Annotated in this window: 16 protein-coding genes; 6 read left to right on the forward strand and 10 right to left on the reverse strand. The window is 65.1% G+C overall.

All coding sequences use genetic code 11. The annotated features are described in order from the left end of the window. Positions 1 to 39: 39 nt before the first annotated feature. Positions 40 to 1122, forward strand: a complete 1083-nt coding sequence (locus RCH07_RS09400) for a glycerophosphodiester phosphodiesterase family protein (protein ID WP_326967202.1) — start codon at positions 40 to 42, stop codon at positions 1120 to 1122. Between the two features lie 204 nt (positions 1123 to 1326). Here the strand turns inward: RCH07_RS09400 and RCH07_RS09405 are convergent, their stop codons facing one another. Then, positions 1327 to 2010, reverse strand: a complete 684-nt coding sequence (locus tag RCH07_RS09405) for a maleylpyruvate isomerase family mycothiol-dependent enzyme (RefSeq protein WP_326967203.1) — start codon at positions 2008 to 2010, stop codon at positions 1327 to 1329. A 404-nt stretch (positions 2011 to 2414) separates the two neighbouring features. Here RCH07_RS09405 and heR point away from each other — a divergent pair, with 404 nt between their 5' ends. The 4 genes from heR to RCH07_RS09425 all read left to right on the forward strand — a co-directional run bounded on the left by heR (position 2415) and on the right by RCH07_RS09425 (position 9032). Further along, positions 2415 to 3218, forward strand: coding sequence for a heliorhodopsin HeR (gene heR / locus RCH07_RS09410; RefSeq protein WP_326967204.1), 804 nt, complete (start codon positions 2415 to 2417; stop codon positions 3216 to 3218). Between the two features lie 94 nt (positions 3219 to 3312). After that, complete coding sequence (locus tag RCH07_RS09415) at positions 3313 to 3897, forward strand: hypothetical protein (protein ID WP_326967205.1); 585 nt, start codon at positions 3313 to 3315, stop codon at positions 3895 to 3897. Positions 3898 to 4012: 115 nt separating this feature from the next. Further along, positions 4013 to 7663 carry a DEAD/DEAH box helicase gene (locus RCH07_RS09420; protein WP_326967206.1) on the forward strand — a complete coding sequence of 1217 codons (3651 nt, stop codon included), beginning with the start codon at positions 4013 to 4015 and terminating at the stop codon, positions 7661 to 7663. A 172-nt stretch (positions 7664 to 7835) separates the two neighbouring features. Next, entirely contained in the window at positions 7836 to 9032 is a 1197-nt protein-coding gene (locus tag RCH07_RS09425) for a TerC family protein (RefSeq protein WP_326967207.1), read from the forward strand. Positions 9033 to 9248: 216 nt separating this feature from the next. Here RCH07_RS09425 and RCH07_RS09430 read toward each other — a convergent pair whose 3' ends face one another. From RCH07_RS09430 to RCH07_RS09460, 7 genes are all read right to left on the reverse strand, one after another. Continuing rightward, positions 9249 to 9488, reverse strand: coding sequence for a hypothetical protein (locus RCH07_RS09430; RefSeq protein ID WP_326967208.1), 240 nt, complete (start codon positions 9486 to 9488; stop codon positions 9249 to 9251). Further along, entirely contained in the window at positions 9485 to 11008 is a 1524-nt protein-coding gene (locus tag RCH07_RS09435) for a glycosyltransferase (RefSeq protein WP_326967209.1), read from the reverse strand. The genes RCH07_RS09430 and RCH07_RS09435 overlap by 4 nt, the downstream gene beginning before the upstream one ends. Before the next feature lie 138 nt (positions 11009 to 11146). After that, complete coding sequence (locus RCH07_RS09440) at positions 11147 to 12526, reverse strand: MFS transporter (protein ID WP_326967210.1); 1380 nt, start codon at positions 12524 to 12526, stop codon at positions 11147 to 11149. A gap of 109 nt (positions 12527 to 12635) precedes the next feature. After that, on the reverse strand, positions 12636 to 13403 hold the full coding sequence (locus RCH07_RS09445) for an amino acid ABC transporter ATP-binding protein (protein ID WP_326967211.1): 768 nt from the start codon (positions 13401 to 13403) through the stop codon (positions 12636 to 12638). Next, complete coding sequence (locus tag RCH07_RS09450; protein ID WP_326967212.1) at positions 13400 to 14338, reverse strand: amino acid ABC transporter permease; 939 nt, start codon at positions 14336 to 14338, stop codon at positions 13400 to 13402. Before RCH07_RS09450 ends, RCH07_RS09445 begins: the two co-directional genes overlap by 4 nt. Positions 14339 to 14368: 30 nt before the next feature. Beyond that, positions 14369 to 15271, reverse strand: a complete 903-nt coding sequence (locus tag RCH07_RS09455) for an ABC transporter substrate-binding protein (RefSeq protein ID WP_326967213.1) — start codon at positions 15269 to 15271, stop codon at positions 14369 to 14371. Positions 15272 to 15349: 78 nt separating this feature from the next. Further along, the gene (locus RCH07_RS09460; RefSeq protein ID WP_326967214.1) at positions 15350 to 16588 is read right to left on the reverse strand and encodes an alpha-hydroxy acid oxidase; all 1239 of its coding nucleotides are present in this window, start codon (positions 16586 to 16588) and stop codon (positions 15350 to 15352) included. Between the two features lie 217 nt (positions 16589 to 16805). Between RCH07_RS09460 and RCH07_RS09465 the strand changes: the two genes are divergently transcribed. Next, on the forward strand, positions 16806 to 18386 hold the full coding sequence (locus RCH07_RS09465; RefSeq protein ID WP_326967215.1) for a PucR family transcriptional regulator: 1581 nt from the start codon (positions 16806 to 16808) through the stop codon (positions 18384 to 18386). Between the two features lie 37 nt (positions 18387 to 18423). Here RCH07_RS09465 and RCH07_RS09470 read toward each other — a convergent pair whose 3' ends face one another. Continuing rightward, positions 18424 to 18759 carry a cupin domain-containing protein gene (locus tag RCH07_RS09470; RefSeq protein ID WP_326967216.1) on the reverse strand — a complete coding sequence of 112 codons (336 nt, stop codon included), beginning with the start codon at positions 18757 to 18759 and terminating at the stop codon, positions 18424 to 18426. Between the two features lie 464 nt (positions 18760 to 19223). After that, on the reverse strand, positions 19224 to 19598 hold the full coding sequence (locus tag RCH07_RS09475) for a YncE family protein (RefSeq protein ID WP_326967217.1): 375 nt from the start codon (positions 19596 to 19598) through the stop codon (positions 19224 to 19226). Positions 19599 to 19769 lie beyond the last annotated feature (171 nt).

Here is a 19769-nt window from a genome sequence, read left to right on the forward strand (position 1 = left end):
CGCAACGCCGGCAACCGTCACCCAGGAGGAACCATCACTATGCGCACAGTCCTGACTGCCGCGGCCGCCGCCGCGCTCATCGCCTCCCTGGCGAGCCCCGCCGTCGCCGCGTCGAACCCGGAAGCCGGCTCCGCGCCGTCGTCGAACGCTGCCGGAACCGCTGCCGCAAAGGCAACAGCCAGAATCAAGACCAACGAGAGCAACGGTTCCTTTGACCTGCAGTCCCACCGCGGAGGCCGCGGCGAGTGGACCGAGGAATCCCTGGCCGCCTTCGCCAACTCGCTGAAGCTCGGCGTGACCACCCTGGAACTGGACACCCATCTGACCAACGACGGCAAGGTCATCGTCTGGCACGACGACACCATCCAGGCCGACAAGTGCACGGACACTGCGCCGGCCACGCCGGGCGACGCCGCCTTCCCGTATGTCGGCGACCGTGTCGCGGAGCTGTCGCTTGCCCAGGTCAAGACGCTGGATTGCGGGTTTACCCAGCTCAAGGGCTACCCGGAGCAGGACGTGATCGAGGGCAACCGGATCGCTGAGCTCAAGGACGTGTTCGGGCTGGTTCGCGACGCCGGCGCCAAGAAGGTCCGCTTCAACATCGAGACCAAAGTGGAGGACGGGAAGTCCGGCGGCGAGGGCATGGTGGCCCTGACCAAGGCAGTGGTCACGGAGATCCAGGCCTCCGGCATGGCCAAGCGAAGCACGGTGCAGTCGTTCGACTGGTCGTCGCTGAACCTGACTAAGAAGATCGCCCCGGAGCTGCCGCTCGCTGCGCTGTCCAGCGGCGACGCCTGGCTGGAGGTCGGGAAGCCCGGCGCCAGCCCCAACCTCGGCGGCATCGACATCGACACCTACGGCGGGTCCCTCGCGAAGGCAGCGGCGGCCCAGGGATACGACTCCATCTCCCCCGCCTTCCGCTCCGTCACCGCCGGTATGATCACCGAAGCCCATGAGCTCGGCCTGCCGGTTATCCCCTGGACCGTCAACACCACGGCAGACATGAACCGGCTGATGGACCTTGGCGTGGACGGCATCATCAGCGATTACCCCACCCGCCTGCGCACCGTCATGGAAGAGCGCGGACTGAAGCTGCCCAAGGCCTACTCAGCAAAGATCTAGAAGCACGACGGCGGGGGCGGCCTCTCGGGGCCGCCTCCGCCGGTGGTTGCCTCCGGTTCCTCGCGGTTGCCTGCGGTAGGGATCTGCTTCGGCTTTTGCCGTCCATGCCTCACCTTTGATCTGGACTCCGATGGGTGCGGTGAACGCATGGTCGACGGGCTGGGGCAAGTCGGACACCTATCTTCCGTCCGGATACAGGAGCAACTACGCCACGGTGTCGTCCTGCAGCCGGGGAGGTCCAAATGCGGTGCCGCCGAGGCGTGACCGAAGAGTCGGCAGGCCGGGACCCTGGAGGTCCTCAAGGTAAGGAACGCGTCCGGCCATCGTCATCACCAGCGCGAGGGTCGACCCGGTAACAAGCGGTCCCGTACCCGCGGTGAAGGGCCCGTCATCTGCCTTCAACTGGAGGCCTGCAGCGTGCGTGCGGCTGGCAACTGTGAAGTTGCGGCGCGCGTAGAACTCCGCGACGGGTGTCAACGCGTCAATGCTCGGAGTACGGGGAAGTCCCAGCGGGTGGCGGATGTCTTGCGCGTGCACCACTACCTCCCCCAGATAGGCCGGAGTGTCGGAGGACGGTGCGACGCTGCTGTTGATGACGGCGCGAAACCGGACCAGGGTTTCGGCCGAAGTGCTACCGCGGTGCTCCTCCAGTCGGCGCTGGTTGTGCACGTCAGGGCGGAAGCGTGCACCGAGCATGCTGCGCAGCCACTGCCACTGGTTCAGGCTCGCTGCGGCAGTGAGATGCGCGACGACTTGCTCGACATCCCACCGCCCACATAGAGTTCCGTGATGCCACTGCTCCGGGCTAAGGATTGCCAGGTCCTCCGCCAGCGCGGCGCGCACAGCATGCGCTAGAGCCCAAAGGTGGTTGTCCGAAGATTTCGCCATGACGTCTGCCTCTTTCTAGTCGACTTTCGTGGCTTCGCTACCACGCTCGCTTCTTCTAGACGCATTCAAGCACAGCAACTCATCGGTGGGACGAAAACTCCTCAGAGAATGAAGGTTCGTCCAGCTGAAGGATCCGCAAGCTGTTGATGTGTTCTAAGACCGGTGGGAGGGGCGTTGTACGTCTTCATCGGCACACCGGCGCCGCGACAGCCGAGCACGGCGAGCGTGGCGTCCAGGTATCGGGTCTTCCATTGGATGACGGCGTTGAGGACCAGGCCACGGGGCTCCGAGCTGGTCCTCCTGGCCTCCCCAGACAGGACTGCTGTATCTCTGGCCACACGCGGGGCCCGGCTGCTACCGTGGGCATCACGGACGCTGTTCGTCCGCTCACCGAGGAGCACCCCATGGCGCGCACAGCCAGGACCGCCGACGACAGCATCCGCCGTCTTCGCCCGTACAACCTCGTAGCCGGGTCCCTGCACCTGGTCCAAGCCATCGTCTTTGCGATCATTCTGGCAATGCTGAGCACCCAGGTCACCTTCGGTGTGACAGCTGACTACCTCTCAGGTCCGCCCGGCTTCCCGCTGCCGCCTGAGCGCGTGGAACTCTTTGCCGTGAACGTGGGCGCGGGTGTTGTCCTGTTCCTCGCGCTCTCCGCGCTGTTCCACTTCGCCGTCGCATCACCCCTGTTCTTCCCGCGCTACGGTGCCGGGCTCAGGGCCAACCACAACTACTTCCGCTGGGTGGAGTACTCGCTCAGCTCGTCGGTGATGATCTGGCTCATCGCCCAGACCACCGGGATCACCGATATCGCCGCCCTGTTCTCACTCTTCGCCGCCAACGCCGCGATGATCGGCTTTGGCGCACTGCAGGAAAAATACGAGAAGCCCGGCAGCGGCAATTTCCTGCCCTTCATTCTGGGGTCCATGGCCGGGGCGGTGCCGTGGATCGTGATCCTGATCTACTTCTTCTCCCCCGGGTCGACCAGCACGGTGGAACCGCCCGCCTTCGTCTACGGCATCATCATCTCGCTGTTCCTGTTCTTCAACACGTTCGCGATCAACCAGGTGCTCCAATACCGCCAGGTGGGGCCGTGGCGCGACTACCTCTACGGCGAACGGGTCTACATCACCCTCAGCCTCATCGCCAAGACCGCCCTCGCATGGCAGGTGTTCTCGGGCGCCATCATCCCGGCACTGACCAACTGACCGCACCGCGCGCGCCGGGAATGAGACGCCCAGGGAACACGCCGCGCCGGCCGGAGCGCCGGTGACCGTCCGGGCTGCGGCTTAAGCTGGTCGCATGCCACCGACTCCGTCTCCAACACCGGTGGAGGTCTTTGTCTACACCGGCCCAGCCGAGTGGTGGCAGATTCTTGCCGCTCTGGGGCCGCTGGCGGTGATCCTCGGTGCCGTCATCGCCGGGGTCATCGGCTGGCGGACCCTGGAGCAGAAAGCCGAAGCGGACAACCGCGCCGAATGGTGGAGGCGGACCCAATGGGCCCTGGACGCCGTCTACTCCGGGGACACGAACCGCGGCACCATAGGGCTGAAGGTCCTCAAAATCCTGGGTGACAGCGAACTGGCCGGCGACGGGGAGCTCGCCGTCCTCGAAGCCGCATCGGAAAAGTCTCTCGACCACGCGGCCCAGGTCCGTGCGGCCCGCGCAAAGGCCGAAGCGCAATCGCCGCACGCCGCCGCCACACACGCCGCGCCCACATCCACTATGCGCGCGCACGCAGAACCGGAAGCAGCCTTCGACGACGGCCTCGCCATGCAGATCGCGGCGGCCCAACTCCGGGAAGTCACGGACCGTCGGCTTAGCAAGGTGACCCCTGAATGGGTCACGGACCTCGCCCACGAACAGTCCCCCGGCCATACCGCATGAGCGCTGCCGGGCCGGCGTCCCGACGCCCCCCTCTTCAGCCATAGCCGGATCCTTTATGACGGCCACGGCCCGGCCGAGCGAGACAGGTCCACCTGCGGGCCGGTACCGTTAAGCCGTGACAACCACGTACCCGCCCCAGCTCGCCGCCCCCGCGATCAGCTCTCTTGTGGGCAGTACCTCCCTGAGCCGCGGCCGCATCTATGCGCGCAGGGGCGCCGTTTCCGACGTCGAGTGGTATCCCAAGTCCCTGCAGCTGAAGGCCAGGGTCCAGGGCAACCGCGGCGCCCCCTACCGGACCAAGGTCTCCTTCAAAGAGGGTAAGAGCGGTTTGGCTCCTGAATGGGGCGATTGCTCCTGCCCTATGCGCGCCAACTGCAAGCATGTGGCCGCTTTGCTCGTGGAAATCAGCAGCGGGTACACCGTCGATAAGCCGGCGCTCCTGGATCTTCCGCCGGCCGCTGCAGGCGCCAACGCTCCCGTGCAGCCGGCCACGCCGAAGCAGGCGGCGCCTGGAAAGCAGCCCGCGTCCACCGCCCCGAAAGCCGCCCCCAAAGCCGCCCAGAAAGCACTTCAGAAACCCGTCGTCCAGAAAGCTGTCCAGAAGAAGGCGCCTCCCGCTCCCTGGCAGGAGCAGATCCAATCCCTTCTTCACCCGGAGGCGACATCACGGTATACGGGTTTCGCCGGCGGACAGGGACTTCGCGGCGCCAGCAAGCCAACGCTGAAGCTCGGTGTGCAGCTGGAACTGCAGGAGTCCGGTGCCAGCCAGCCGTCCTGGTCCCAGCGTGCCCGCGTTGACCCGTGGCAGAACCAATCCGCCTTGCCGGTCAGCCTGACCGCCAGGCCGGTGCGGCAAAATGCCAAGGGCAAGTGGGTGGCGGGAAACCTGCGCTGGGATACCTTCGGGCGGACGTATTACGGATACCAACTCGAGGAATTCAGTCCGGAACAGATTCGTTGGATGCGCATCTTTGCCACGCTCTTCGCTGCCGAAGGCACGCAACTGCCGTACACGCACCTGCCGCTGGAACGCTTCGACAGCCCGTTGCTCTGGCAGCTCCTCGCCCAAGCCCATGACATCGGTGTGGCGCTGGTGTCCGCAAAGTCCGGCGACGCCGTCGTGGTTCATGAGCCCGTCACCATTTCGCTGGACATCCGCGCTCACGACGGCGGGCTGCGGCTGGCACCGCACGTTAGCGGCGGCGGCGTCGACGCCGACGGTGGTTCCGTGGATCCCGCCGCGATGGGCGTCATTGGCCAGCCCGGCCACGGACTGTTTTGGTGGGACGCCGGCACGGGGCCGGAAACCTCCACGGCAGCCCGTGGTCTCCAGCTGGCCCCGAGCACGGCTCCCGTTCCCGACGCCGTCCGGCCGCTGATCCGCCACCGCACGGAGCTGTTAGTTCCCGCGGCGGCCCGCGATGCCTTCCTGGGTGCCAGTTTCCCGCAACTGGCCCAGGCAGCAGACCTCATCTGCAGCGATGACTCCGTGGAGCTGCCGCAGATTCTGCCGCCGGAGCTGGTGCTGACAGCCGCCCACGTCCCGCGTGACGCCTCCTCGGACCGGGGGCCGTCCGGCCGGACCCAGCGCCGCCCCAAGGCAGGAGCGCCGCAGGATCCCGGCGCGCTGCAGCTTCACTGGCACTGGGAGTACGCGTCCGCGGGCATCGTCACCCGCCAGCCGCTGCCCGACGTCGGCACCGGCACCGGCTACCGCGACCACCCCGTGGAAGCGCAGCTCCTGGCCCGGGTAGCCGGGATCCTGGCCCCGTTTCCGGCTGCCTGGCAGGAGCAGTTCCCGGACACTTCGTCCGGCCACCCGGGCAGCACTGCGCCGGCGGTGCTCACCAACGTCGCCGCCGCCCGGTTCACTACCGAGGCGCTGCCCGCGCTGGAACAGCTAGAGCACGTCCGGGTGGACACCACGGGCCAGGTGCCGGACTACAACGAGCTGACGGACACGCCGCTCATCGGCATCAGCACCAAGGGAACGGACGACGGCGACTGGTTTGACTTGGGCGTCACGGTCACCCTGGGCGGGGAAGACGTTCCCTTCGACCACCTCTTCCGCGCTCTGGCTGCGGGCGAAGAACACCTGATGCTCTCCAACGGCAACTATTTCCGGCTCGACCAGCCCGAGTTCCTCCAGCTGCGCCGGCTGATCGAGGAAGCCAGGTCGCTGCAGGACCACGAAGGGCCCCTGCGGATCAGCCGGTACCAGGCCGGGCTCTGGGACGAGCTCGAGGAGCTGGCCGCCACCGCCGAGCAGGCCGAATCCTGGCGGCGGAGCGTCGGCGGACTGCTGAAGTTCTCGGAGCTGCTGGATGTGCCGCTGCCGTCCGGAATCAACGCATCGCTGCGCCCCTATCAGCAGGACGGCTTCAACTGGCTGGCCTTCCTGTGGGAGCACGGCCTAGGCGGCGTGCTCGCGGACGATATGGGCCTGGGCAAAACCCTGCAGGCCATCGCCCTGATCTGCCACGCCAAGAACGGCATCGGCGCCCCGGGCCCGGACGCAGCCGCGCGCCACCCCTTCCTGGTGGTCGCCCCGACCTCCGTGGTCCCCAACTGGGCCGCGGAAATCGGACGCTTCGCCCCCGGGTTGCGCGTCACCGCCGCCACGGACACGCTGCGGCGCAGCGGGACTGATCTGGCGGAACTCACCGACGGGTCCGACGTCGTGGTTGTTTCCTATACGCTCTTCCGGCTCGACTATGAGGCCTACGCCGCCCAGCAATGGGCCGGGCTGATGCTGGACGAGGCACAGTTTGTGAAGAATCCGGCCACCAAGACCAGCCAGAACGCCCGCCGCTTCCCCGCCCCGTTCAAACTCGCCATCACGGGCACGCCCATGGAGAACAACCTGATGGAGTTGTGGTCGATGTTCGCGATCACCGCCCCGGGCTTGTTCCCGTCGTCGAAGAACTTCGCCGAGTATTACCGGAAACCGGTGGAGAAAGAGGGCGACGCGGCGAAACTGACGCAATTACGACGCCGGATCCGGCCGCTGATGATGCGGCGCACCAAGGACCTGGTGGCCAAGGACCTGCCCGCCAAGCAGGAACAGGTGCTGGAGCTGGATCTGGCGCCGCGGCACCGCACCATCTACCAGCGGCACCTTCAGCGCGAACGGCAGAAGGTTCTGGGGATGCTGGATGACATGGACAAGAACCGCTTCGCGATCTTCAAGTCCCTGACGATGCTGCGCAGGCTCAGCCTGGACGCTTCCCTGGTGGACGAGAAGTACGCGTCCGTCCCGTCCAGCAAGCTCGATGCCCTGCTGGAGCAGCTCGAAGACATCGTGGCCGAGGGGCACCGCGCCCTGATCTTCAGCCAGTTCACCGGCTTCCTGGGCAAGGCCGCCGCACGGCTTGACGCGGAAGGCATCCCCTACGCCTATCTGGACGGCAAGACCCGCCGGCGCGCCGACGTGATCGAGCAGTTTAAATCCGGCAGCGCCCCGGTGTTCCTCATCAGCCTCAAGGCCGGCGGATTCGGGCTGAACCTGACCGAGGCGGACTACGTCTTCCTGCTGGACCCGTGGTGGAATCCCGCCACCGAGGCGCAGGCCGTTGACCGCACCCACAGGATCGGCCAGACCCGGAACGTCATGGTCTACCGGCTGGTGGCCAGGGACACCATCGAGGAGAAAGTCATGGCGCTCAAGGAAAAGAAGGCCAAGCTGTTTACCGCTGTGCTGGACGACGACGCGATGTTCTCCTCGGCCCTGTCGGCGGAGGACGTGCGGGGATTGTTCGACAGCTGACGCAGGCCTGCGGGTGGGCGGCTGATGCGGGTGGGCGGCTGGCAGGCTGAAAGAGCAGCCGGCCGCCCCCGGGTAGGCTAGTGGCAGAGAAAAAGGGCAGATTGTGAGGGCGCCGGGCCCAGTGCCGGCCGCCCCTCGGCTCGAGCCGCCGGCTGTAAGTGAAAGAGAGAACATGCAAGTTTCAACCCTGGTTTGGGCCCTGACGATCGCCGGAATCGCGGGCCTGCTGGCCTTCGACTTCTTCTTCCACGTGCGGAAAGCCCACACGCCCACCCTGAAGGAATCGGCCATCTGGTCGTCCATCTACGTCAGCATCGCCCTGTTCTTCGGGGTCGGCGTCCTGATCTTCGGCGGCGTCGAGATGGGAACGGAGTACTTCGCCGGCTACGTCACGGAGAAGGCCCTGTCCGTGGACAACCTCTTTGTCTTCCTCATCATCATGGCCAGCTTCCGGGTTCCCCGCGCCGATCAACAGAAGGTGCTGCTGTTCGGGATCGTCTTCTCGCTGATCGCGCGGACCGCGTTCATCTTCCTCGGCGCCGCCCTGATCAACAGCTTCTCCTGGGTCTTCTACATCTTCGGCCTCATCCTGCTGCTCACCGCGGGTAACCTGCTCCGGCCGGATTCCCACGACGACGACTCGGACGGACTGATCGTCCGCCTGGCCAAGAAGTTCCTCCCCGCCTCCTCGCACTACGACGGCGACAAGATGTTCACGATCGAAAACGGCAAACGCGTCCTCACCCCGATGCTCCTGGTGATGATTGCCATCGGAGGGACGGACATCCTCTTTGCCCTCGATTCAATTCCGGCGATCTTCGGCCTGACCCAGAACGTATTCGTCGTCTTCACGGCCACGGCGTTCTCGCTGATGGGCCTGCGGCAACTGTTCTTCCTCATCGATGGCCTGCTGGACCGGCTGATCTACCTCTCCTACGGCCTTGCCGCCGTCCTCGGATTCATCGGGGTGAAACTGGTCCTCCACGCCCTGCACGAGAACACCCTGCCGTTCATCAACGACGGCGAACACGTCAAAGTCCTCGAGATCAGCACCGGTGCCTCACTTACGGTCATCCTCGGAGTCCTCACCGTCACCGTCCTGGCCTCCATCTTCAGCCCCAAGGGCAAGGCCAAGAACGCCGTCTCCGGTGCCAAGCGGCACGCCACCGACTACCTGGACCTCAACTACGAAACGGACATCGCGGAACGGGATGCGATCTTCACCAAGATGGTCACCGAAGAGGAGCAGCTGCGGAAGCTGCCGGAGAAGTACAAGCGGCTCATCCACGATGAGACCGAGTTCATGGACCTGCTGCACCGCGCCCACGCCGAGCACGACAAAGCCCTCCAGCGGGAGGAACAGCGCTAGCTGCCGCGGGCGACCCAGCGCCGGCCGGGCCTAGCGGCGGCCTAGCGCGGGCCTGCGGGCCCAACGCGGGCCTGCTGGCCCAACACGGGCCTGCTGGCCCAACACGGGCCTACTGGCCCAACTCAGGGACATGCCCCGCGCTGGGGCCGGCGGGTGGACATACTCCCCATATGCCCACTCCGGGGTGCGAAGAATGGGCATGTTCCCCGGCCGGGCCTAGCGGCGGCCGGACTCGGCGGCGACCGGGTCGATGCCCCGCGGTTCCGCCCGCTCGTTCCGGCGGCGCACCCAGTCCGAGACATAGATCTTCGGGAGGGTCTTGGCCACCGCCAGGGCAACGTACATGACGGTGTTGATGGCAACAAAAGCTGCCAGGGTGGCGAACGCATCGCTTTGGAGCAGCTCATGCGGCAGCAGGATTCCCGCCGGCGCCACCACATGGCTGGTCATCATCATGGTCTCCCGTGAGTGGTCGGCAGGGTTACGGACTGTGTGTTTGCCGGCGACGCGGCGTGTTCCAGGTGCTTCCAGGCGGCCTGCCGGCCCAGGGACGAATCGATGACACCCTTGACGTAGACGATGTTCAGGTACATGTCGAAGACCAGCTCGGGGAAGATCAGCACCGCCAGCAGCCGGGCGCGCCAGCCGCCCCTCCACACGGTAACGACGCGTTCCACCGTGAAGATCGCGCCGAGGCCTAGCCAGAACGGGAACCAGACCCAGTCGTCCAGGGCCAGGAGCATCAGCACGATCAGCAGCAGGTAGGACCCCAACGCGATCACGCCGTAGCCGATGCCCAGCTGCTGCGCCCAATAGCGCATCGTCTGCGGAGTGAACCCATAGGCCCCGAGGTTCTCCAGTGCCCCGCGCTGCCAGCGCAGCCGCTGCGCCCACAAGGTCCGCCACGTGGGCATCAGCTCGGTAACCACGGTGCAGTCATGCGGTGAGATCATCAGCCCGCCGAGGGACTTCAAGGCAATCGTCAGTTCGTTATCCTCGGTGAGGGCCGCCGTGTCATAGACATCCCCGGGCGTACCCGGGAGGGAGATACCGCGGCTTTCGGCCACCGTGCGCAGCGCTGCCGGGCGGAAGACCGAGGCCGTGCCGGTCAGGACGAAAACCCGGCCCCGCCGCCGCCGCATGTCCCGCGCGTAGCGGACGTATTCGTTGCGCTGGAACTGGCCCAGCATGCCGTACCCCTGCTCACCGTAGAACAGGCCGCCGACGGCCATCAGGGCCCGGTCCTCGCTGAGGCGCCGCACCGCAGACTCGAGGAACCCGTCGTCGAGCTGGGTATCGGCGTCCATGATCATCACGACGTCGTTGTCCCCCTGCCCGGGCAGGACTTCACTCAGCACCTGGTTGAGGGCGCCGCCCTTCTTGTGGATGTTCCCCACCGTTTCGTAGACCTCGACGCCGGCGGCACGGCAGACGGCCACGGTCCCGTCGGTGCAGTTGTCGGCAACGACGATGACCCGCTCAGGCGGGTGTGACTGGTCCATCAGCGAAGCCAACGTCAGCGGCAGCGAGGCTTCCTCGTTGTGCGCGGGAATGAGTACCGTAACGGTCACGGGTCCGGCGTAAACGCCGCGCGTCGCCGCCATGATGACCTTGGGCGCCAAAGGTTTCGAGTTGATATTGAGCGAGCGGCGGCTGCGGTTACCGATCCGTTGCTCAAGGAGCGCCACTCCGGCCGCGAGGACCAGCGCGACGGCGATCGCAGCGGTGACCACCCGCGGTGCCGGCGCCTCGGTGGCGTAGAGCACCTTCCAGACGCCGAAGACAAGGCCCTCCACCGGGGTCTCGGAGGACATGGCACCGCCCTCGGACACCAGCGTCCAGACGGCCACGGCCGCTGCCACAACTGCGCCCGCGATCAGCAGCCCGGCGTAGCGGGGATTTGTCCGGCTGCGGCCCGGGGCCAGCTGCCCGCGCACCTCAAAGTCCCCGTCGTCGGGTCCACGGTGTTTCCTCATTTATTGCTCCTGCCACATCAACAGTCAATCTTCAATAGGCTCAGCAGCCGTCCGTCCACGCATCAAGGCCACCTCTGAAGGCTTCGGCTGAAGGCTTCGGCGCCGTCGACTCCGGCGGATGCGGTGGGCGCTGTTTTCTTACTCCTGGCCCGTCGTATCGTACTGCTGATCCCGCCACAGCAGCGACACCACAAACACCACTACACCGAGTCCCAGCATCACCAGCACCATCAGCCCCCAGTTGGCCTGGTTCACGCCCGTGCCATAGAAGATGCCGATCAGCACGGTCGCCGCGATCGCGCCGATGTATCGGCAGGTCTGGAAGATTCCGGCAGCCACCCCGCGCTCCTCGGGCCGGGTGGACACGTACATGCCCTGGCTCGAGGCGATGCTGACCACCCCGTAGGGGACGCCCAGCAGCGCGGTCAGGGCGATCACCAGCAGGATGGCGAACGATGCTGTCAGCAGCCACATCATGGCCGAGGCCACAACCAGGAGTACGACGCCGGCGACCAGCATGCGCTTCACGCCGAAGCGGTCGATCGCGCGGACTGCGAACGGCGTGACCACCACCGACATCGCCGCCAGCGGGAGCATCAGCAGCCCCACAATGCCGGGACTGTATCCGCCGTCTTCCTGCAGCAGCTGGGGAAGGCCGAAGAAAGCGAAGTAGTAGACCGCACTGAACACGGCAAAGCCGAGGTAGACCAGCAGGAGGGGGCGGTTGCGGCCAAGCAGGCGCAGGTCCAGGAACGGCGTGGCAAACCGCAGCTCGCGCCAGACGAACAGCACGGAGAGCAAAGTGCCGGCGCCCAGCAGCCACCAGCGGTAGTCCGGCAGCACATTCAGCAACGCCATCATCACCAGAACCATTGCGCCGATGAAGGCCAGGATGCCGGGGATGTCCGAGTCTCGCAGCAGATCAGCCGCCCGGCCGCGTTCACGGTCCTCATCGGCCGGTGCAAACTGCCGGACCAGGAGGATCGCCGCGAGCGCCAGCGGGACGTTGACCAGGAACAGGGCCTCCCAGCCGACGAAGCCCACCAGCAGACCGCCCACCACGGGCCCGACCGCAGCCGCCGAGGTGTTGGCCATCTGGATCCGGCCCAGCGGCCGGGTGGACTTCACGTTCGCCTGCCTGGCCAGTGCCCCGACCATAACGACGGCGCTCGGGTAGGCGGCCGCCGTGCCGAAGGCCATGAAGGCGCGGGCCACGCACAGGACCGCAAAGTTGGGCGCGAACGGAGCCACCGCGCAGGTCGCGGCCACCAAGGCCATGCCCAGCATAAAGAGCCTGCGCGGACCGAAGCGGTCCGCGAGCCGGCCCATCAACGGCTGGCCCGCCGCCGAGGTCAGATAGAACGACGTGATCACCCAGGTGACGGTGGCGACGTCGAGCCCGAAGTCCGCCCGCAGCACCACCAGGGCGACGGCGATCATCGAGGAGTTCAGCGGGTTCAGGGCCGTGCCCAGGCTGAGTCCTGCGACGGCCAGGCCCGTCCGGGGAAAGTTGCTCACCGCAACAGTCTGTCCCACGGTGCCGGCCAAAATCGAACCAGGCGACAAAGTCCGCGGCGCCGGGCCAGCTGACGCGTCACGCCGGGCAGCGACAACAGAACGCCCGGTGTCAGAGGACCTTGGAAAGGAAGGCCTTGGTACGGTCGTGCTGCGGATCGCTCAGGACCTGCCGGGGCGGGCCGGCCTCCACCACCATGCCTTCGTCCATAAAGACCAGGGTGTCCGCTACTTCGCGCGCAAATCCCATCTCGTGGGTCACCACGATCATGGTCATGCCGCTCTTGGCCAGTTCCTTCATGACGTCGAGCACCTCGCCCACGAGCTCCGGGTCCAGGGCGCTGGTCGGCTCGTCAAAGAGCATGAGCTTTGGATCCATGGCCAGGGCACGGGCGATGGCCACGCGCTGCTGCTGGCCGCCGGACAGGTGCGCCGGGTAAGCATCGCCCTTGTCCCCCAGGCCCACACGCTCCAGCAGTTCCCTGGCCCGGGCGGTGGCTTTGGCCTTCGAAAGACCCTTCACCCGCATGGGTGCCAGTGCGATGTTTTCCAGGGCGGTCAGGTGCGGAAACAGGTTGAACCGTTGGAAGACCATCCCGATTTCCTGGCGTTGGAAGGCTGCTTCCTTGAGCTTCAGTTCGTAGAGCTTGTCTCCCTTTTGACGGTAGCCCACCAGTTGGCCGTCGACCGAGAGGCGGCCGCCATCAACCCGTTCCAGGTGGTTGATGCAGCGTAAGAACGTCGATTTACCCGACCCGCTGGGTCCCACAATGCAGAGAACCTCGCCGGGGTCGACTTCCAGGCTGATCCCGCGCAGCACCCTGTTGGAGCCGAAATTCTTGGAAACCCGCTCCGCGAGCACCATCGGCGCATCCGTCATCCTTTTCCTCCAAAGTCTGTTCCGAGCGGCGCTCCGGGCTGGCCGGGAACCGCCGTCGGTGCCGTTTCCGGCGTTGCCGGTTCCTTGCCCGCCTTGACCCGTCCGGTCCCGCGCGAGAAGCGCTTTTCAATGAAGTGCTGGCCCACCATCAGGGCGGAGGTGAACAGCAGGTACCAGAGGGACGCCACAATCAGCAGCGGCACCGGCGTGAACGTCACGGCGGAAATACCCCGCGACACCCCATAGAGGTCAATGCTCAACGGGATCGCCGCCACCAGCGAGGTGGTCTTAAGCATCGAGATCACCTCGTTGCCGGTCGGCGGAATGATGATCTTCATCGCCTGTGGAACAACGACGAACCGCATCGTCTGCCCCCAGGACATGGCCAGCGCCGTCGAGGCCTCTGCCTGTCCCTCGTCCACCGAGAGCAGTCCGGCCCGCACGATCTCTGACATGTAGGCGGCCTCATTCAGGGCCAGCCCGATCACCGCGGTGATAAAGAGGTTCGTGAAGACCTCATTCGGGATGGTGACCAGTGGGTCCATGAACGGAATGCCCAGCGTGAAAACGGGATAGATGAGCGAGACGATGCCCCAGAACACCAGCTGCACGTAGACCGGAGTTCCCCGGAAGATCCAGATGTACAGCCACGCCACGCTCTTCAGGACAGGGTTCGGCGAGAGCCGCATGATGGCGAGCAGCAGGCCGATGACAATCGCGCCGAACATTGCGTAAACGGTCAGCCACAAGGTCACCCAGGCGGCCTGGCTGATCCGGCGGTCAAAGATGTACTTGCCGACGTCGGGCCAGCCGTAGTCCGAGCGCTGGGCGGCGTCCAGCACAAAGACCGCCAGGCCGAGGACCAGGAGCACTGCCACCAGGATCCGCCACGGGTGGCGGAGCGGGACCGCTATTATCGGCGTCGGCTCACTCATTTTGCCGGTTTCCGGCTCGCTCAAAGCGCGTCACCCGTTGGCCGCGACGTTGAGTGTTGCCGTCTTGATGCCGCCGGATTCCACGCCCCACTTGGCCAGGATCTTGTTGTAGGTACCGTCGTCGATCAGCGACTGGAGCGCCTTCTGCAGAACCGGGGTGAAGGCGCTGTCCTTGGCCACGGGCATCCCGTAGGGTGCCACCTCAAAGGCGTTGCCGGCGGTCTGCAGCTTGTCCTTGGTCTTGGAGATCGCATAAAGAGTGACGGGCGAATCGGCGCTCATGGCGTCCACCTGTCCCACCACCAAAGCGTTGGTGGCCTGGTCCTGCGCGTCGTACTTGAAGATGGTTACGGCTGCCTTGCCGGCGTCGGTGCACGCCTTGGACTTCGCGGGTACCTCGTGCGTGTCCTGGTAGGTGGTTGCCTGGACGGCGACCTTGAGCCCGCAGGCGTTGGCGGGGTCCACGGTCTTGCCCTTGGGGGCGGCCCACTGGATGCCGGCGGAGTAATAGTTCACGAAATCCACCTGCTTTTCGCGTTCCAGGGTGTCGGTGAAGGAGGAGACGCCGATGTCGTCTTTACCGGCCTTCACCGCGGGAAGAATGTTGTCGAAGGTGCCGATATCGAAGTTGACCTTCAGGCCCATCACCTGGCCCAGGGCGTTGGTCAGGTCCACGGCCCAGCCCGCCGGCGCACCGTTGCCGTCTTTGAACTCGTTGGGCGGGTAGTTGTTCGCCATGCCGACGTTAAGGACACCGGCGGACTTGATCTTCTCCGGAAGCGACGCCGCAATGGAGTCATTCTTCTTCACCGCAACGGCGTCTGCCGATCCGGACGCGCCGGCTGTGGCGGCCGGTTCGCTGTTATTGACGCAGCCTGACAGCGACATAGCCGTGACTACGGTGAGAACGGGAAGCAGGTATCGAGTGCGCATGGTTTCCTTAGCTGTTCAGGGGTTCTTCGGACTCCCGCAACGTCGCGGGATGGCACGGTGTGCCACATTCGGAACTGACTAGTGCATGGAGCTCGCGGCTGTTGCTTCGAGGACTTCGGGGGAATGACGGATGTCCCGAAGAATTTCCCCGCCCCGCGCCTTCAGCTCAGGAATGCTGGAAACCCCCACCAGCGTCATCGTACGCCGCAGTTCATCCGAGAAGATCTCAATGATGCGCCCGACACCCGGCGAGCCGGCCGCCACCAGGCCGTACAGGTAGGCCCTACCGATCGAACAGGCATCGGCTCCGAGCGCCAGCGCCTTGACGATGTCGCTCCCCCGGCGGATCCCGGAGTCCACGTAGATCTCGATCGACGCGCCCACCCGCTGCCTCGATTCCTTCAGGACATCCATGGGGCTCAGCATGTGGTCCAGTTGGCGACCGCCGTGATTGCTCAACTGGACGGCGTCGATGCCAATGCCGGATGCCTTCGCGACGTCGGCCGGGTTGACGCAGCCCTTGAGCACGATCTTGCCGTGCCAGGCCTGCCGTAGGGCCACCAGTTCCTTCCATCCGCTGCTCGCCTCCGAGTGGCCAAGGATGTGCTGCCACATGGTGGGGGTGACCACCGAGGAGGCCGCGGAGCCTTCCGCCGACAGATTCGGGAAACTGATACCTTCGGACATCAGGAAATTCACCCACCAGGACGGGCGTCGGGCAATATCCGCGATGGTGGACAGCGTCAGCGCGGGAGGAGCCGTGAATCCGTTGCGCAGATCGCGCTCTCTGCCGCCCAGCGCCCGCGTATCGACGCCGACGATCAGAGTGTGGAACCCGGCAGCCTCGCAGCGCGCCAGTTTCTTCTTGAGTACCTGGTCGTCTGAGGTGAGTCCGAAGTTGAACCAGCGGTCGAGGTTCGGGTGCTGCTCCGCGATCGTTTCCATCGGCACGGTGCTCAGGCCGGCCAGTCCGTAAGGGACGCGGGCCAGGTCCGCGGCGGCCGCGACAGCCAGCTCGCCGTCGGGATGGAACAGCCGGGTGGCCCCGGTGGGCGTCAGGGTGAGCGGCAGGGCAGTGGCTTTTCCGAGCAAGGTGGTACTGGTATCCGGGCCCGAAACCGGGCCCCAGCTGGGCATAAGGGCCCAGGAGTCGAAGACGGTTCGATTCCGGCGGAGCGTCACCTCGTCCTCGGATCCGCCGTCCAGGTAGTCAAAAATCCCGGACGGCAGGACTTTCCGGGCAGATTGCCGGTATTGCTCAACATTAAAGGCGTCTGCCAGCACCCGGCGTCGTCGTGAGAAGACCGGGGCCTTCACCTGGATGAGCTGCCGGGCGTCGCTGATTTCACTGAGGGCCTCTCCTGTGGCTGTGCTGCGTTAGGGTTCAGCATAGAAACTCAGCCACCGTGCCACTATGGAGATAGCGACAAAGTGAGGGGACCATTATTAGCAACAACTACCAAACGGCTCAGACGGTTGCGGAGTGACGGCGCGCCCGGCGGCGGAAAGGCACGCTCTGCCGACGCTGGCAGATGTGGCCCGTTCGGCTGGTTCCGAAATTGTCAGCCTCGTTGAAATGCCGGCCGATGACCAGCAGATCGTAGCGGGCTCCGTGCTATACGACTCGACGGCCCGGCCTGCCAGGTTCCCGGGGGCTGTCGCCTTGGCCATCGGTCTCTCACTGTCCGGCAAGCGTCTTGGCGTGAAGGTGCGGGAGCTCAGCGACGCCGGGTATGCGGCAATTGTCTACAAATCCAACGGCGTCTCGGACGCGGCGCTGAGGGCGGCCGCACGAGAAACGGGGATGGCCCTCTTCCGGGCCTCCGACTCGGTGCCGTGGAACCAGCTGGCTGAGATCATGGACGCCGCCGTCGTCCCGCACCGGCAATCGGGACGCACGCTGGTGGACATACGTCCGGGTGACCTGTTCGATCTGGCCAACACGGTTGCGTCCCAGGCCGGCGGTGCCATTGCGATCGCCGATCCGGAGCAGACAATTCTGGCGTATTCAACCCTCCCCGACCAGCCCATTGATGAGACGCGCAGGAGTTCCATCCTGCGGCTGCATGTGCCGCACTCCGTTGAAACTGACAAGGACTACCGCCGCGTCCATGCCGCCACCGAGGTGTTGAACGTGGCGACGGCGGATCCCCTGCTCCGGCGGACAGCCATCGCCATCCGGGCCGGCGACTCCGTCCTGGGCTCGCTGTGGCTCCTGGAACGGGCGGAGCACCACAACGAGGACGCAGACCGGATCCTTCGTGAAGCCGCCAATGTTGCGGCGCTGCATATCCTGCACAAGCGGACCACCTACGTCTCGAACCTGACCCGCCAGATAGATTTGGTCCAGCCGTTGCTGTTCGAGCCGCAACGCGCGGAGCTGGCCGCCATCAGGCTGGGGATCTCGGCGGCGTCCATCCGCGTCGCGGCCGTTGGCATCTGGCCGACCGATGCCATCGCAGCCGAGACCCTGCAATCCAGGCTCCGGCTCTTCGACACCATCCGGACCGCCTGCGCCATCCGGCTTCCCTCGGCCATCTGCGGGCTCGCGGACAACATCGTCTACATTGTCCTCCCGCAAACCACCGAATCCTCACGGCAATTTCAGCGGGCCGCGATTCTGAAAATTGTGCAGAATGCCCGTCGGCTGCTCTCACGCCCAGTTCTGGCCGCGCTCGGGACAGCAGCCGGGATCGACAGTCTCGAAGACTCGCGGGTCAACGCGGAAATCGTGTTGTCTGAACTGGTACGCAACGTTACCGAGGGCCGGATTTCCGCCGATTCCGATGACATCGTGGCCGACGACGACTCGCTCGGCTCACGCCTGCAGCTACGCCAGCTAGTGTCTTCGCTGACGACGTCGGGCCAATTGCCCGGTGCCCATGCCCTCAAGATCGCAGGGTACGACGAACAGCATAAGAAGCGGTTCGGGGAGACCATTCACGCCTACCTGAACTGCGGCGGCAACGCCATTGATGCCGCGACGTCCCTCGGCGTGCATGTCAACACCGTCCGTTACCGTTTGTCCCGCGTGCAACCCCTCTTCGGCATCGACCTGGCCGATCCCGAAACGCGTCTGCTCGTGTGGCTGCAGTTGTGGGCGAGGCACAATTAGTGGCCCTGCGCCGTTCGAGGACTAATTGTCCTGGTTCCTACCTGCTGATTTTGGCGACGGTCATCAGGATCGCCGAGTCCTCTTCCGCTTCCAGGCTGTGCAGCCCGTCGGGCACGATTAATAGATCGCCGGCTTTGCCCTGCCAGGACTCCTTCCCTGCGCGCAGACGGACACAGCCCCGGAGCACAAACACGGTGGCTTCGCCGGGGTTCTGGTGTTCGCTTAGCCGGGTGCCCGCCTTGAACGCCATGACGGTCTGGCGAAGGACTTTCTCGTGCCCGCCGTACACAGTGTCCGCGGCCCGGCCGCTGCCCGCCGCGAGAGCCGCCGCGATCTGCTGACGGGCCAGTGCATCAATCGATATCTTCTGCATGAGGCCACCGTACCGACAATCCGGCCCGGTGCCGAGGGCCCACATTCGAAAGACCCGAGAGTCAGAGTCGCGCAGGAGTCGAATCGAGGTATGACCCAACACTCACCCGCTGCCGGCGCATTCACAGTCAATGTTGATGGCGGGTTAGGCCGTTACGGAATCCCGGCCTTTACAGCCCTATTGATCGTTGTCGCATGGAGGTAGGTGCTGGTCATGGTGATCGACTCGTGGCGGCCCAGAGCGCGGTCAAGGCGATATCGATGCCGGCTCGCTGCAACCGCATCTCGGCGGTGTGCCGCGGTGTGTGGTGGCTCGGTTGCACGCCAGTGCGGGGCGGGAGGCTATGACGGCGGTCGCCGTGTGGCGGACACGATGTTCCATAGCGTTACGGCTGGCCGCGCCCCCAGCCGGAGTCGTTAACCACGGAGCATGGATGGGACCCACCTTGTTCGTCGATCACCGGATTAGTCCCGGACCGTGTCTGCTAGGGAAAGGTCTTCGACATTCACGCGTGCAACAGAAAGGTCCCGGTTCAACACATATGCACGTTTTTGGCCATGGTTAAAGACAATTGCTTGGCGGGGCTCCTTGAAGCCACCGAGTGTTTTGACTACCGTATTTGCGGTGACGTCGATTACGTCAATAGTGCTGTCGGCCTTATTGCTGGCAAAGAGAAGTTTGCTGTCCGGTGATAGGGCGGCACCGTACGGTTCGCGGCCGACCTCGATTTCGTTCGTTATATCGCCCTTACGTAAGTCCACCACGGAGATACTGTTCCGCCCGCTGTTTGCGGCATATAGCGTGTTCCCATCAGCGGTCACAGAGATTCCCCGGATCATGGAGAATCCGGTCAGTTCGTGGATAATCTTCCTGCTGGCGGCGTCGACAACGGTGACCTTATCACCCTTGAAGTTTGGCTCTCCTGACAGAAGTGTGGGTCAGGGATTGTGTGCTAAGGGGCATGGGTAACCCGATAGATTTGGGAGTTCCTACACAACCAATCTTCGGAG

This window comes from Arthrobacter sp. CG_A4, assembly GCF_035985125.1.
Lineage (GTDB): Bacteria > Actinomycetota > Actinomycetes > Actinomycetales > Micrococcaceae > Arthrobacter.

Coding starts and splice junctions, on each gene's coding strand:
- RCH07_RS09415 (WP_326967205.1), top strand. CDS start 3,313: ATGCCACCGACTCCGTCTCCAACACCGGTGGAGGTCTTTGTCTACACC.
- RCH07_RS09450 (WP_326967212.1), bottom strand. CDS start 14,338: ATGAGTGAGCCGACGCCGATAATAGCGGTCCCGCTCCGCCACCCGTGG.
- RCH07_RS09430 (WP_326967208.1), bottom strand. CDS start 9,488: ATGATGATGACCAGCCATGTGGTGGCGCCGGCGGGAATCCTGCTGCCG.
- heR (WP_326967204.1), top strand. CDS start 2,415: ATGGCGCGCACAGCCAGGACCGCCGACGACAGCATCCGCCGTCTTCGC.
- RCH07_RS09475 (WP_326967217.1), bottom strand. CDS start 19,598: ATGATCCGGGGAATCTCTGTGACCGCTGATGGGAACACGCTATATGCC.
- RCH07_RS09445 (WP_326967211.1), bottom strand. CDS start 13,403: ATGACGGATGCGCCGATGGTGCTCGCGGAGCGGGTTTCCAAGAATTTC.
- RCH07_RS09455 (WP_326967213.1), bottom strand. CDS start 15,271: ATGCGCACTCGATACCTGCTTCCCGTTCTCACCGTAGTCACGGCTATG.
- RCH07_RS09400 (WP_326967202.1), top strand. CDS start 40: ATGCGCACAGTCCTGACTGCCGCGGCCGCCGCCGCGCTCATCGCCTCC.
- RCH07_RS09435 (WP_326967209.1), bottom strand. CDS start 11,008: ATGAGGAAACACCGTGGACCCGACGACGGGGACTTTGAGGTGCGCGGG.
- RCH07_RS09470 (WP_326967216.1), bottom strand. CDS start 18,759: ATGCAGAAGATATCGATTGATGCACTGGCCCGTCAGCAGATCGCGGCG.
- RCH07_RS09425 (WP_326967207.1), top strand. CDS start 7,836: ATGCAAGTTTCAACCCTGGTTTGGGCCCTGACGATCGCCGGAATCGCG.
- RCH07_RS09405 (WP_326967203.1), bottom strand. CDS start 2,010: ATGGCGAAATCTTCGGACAACCACCTTTGGGCTCTAGCGCATGCTGTG.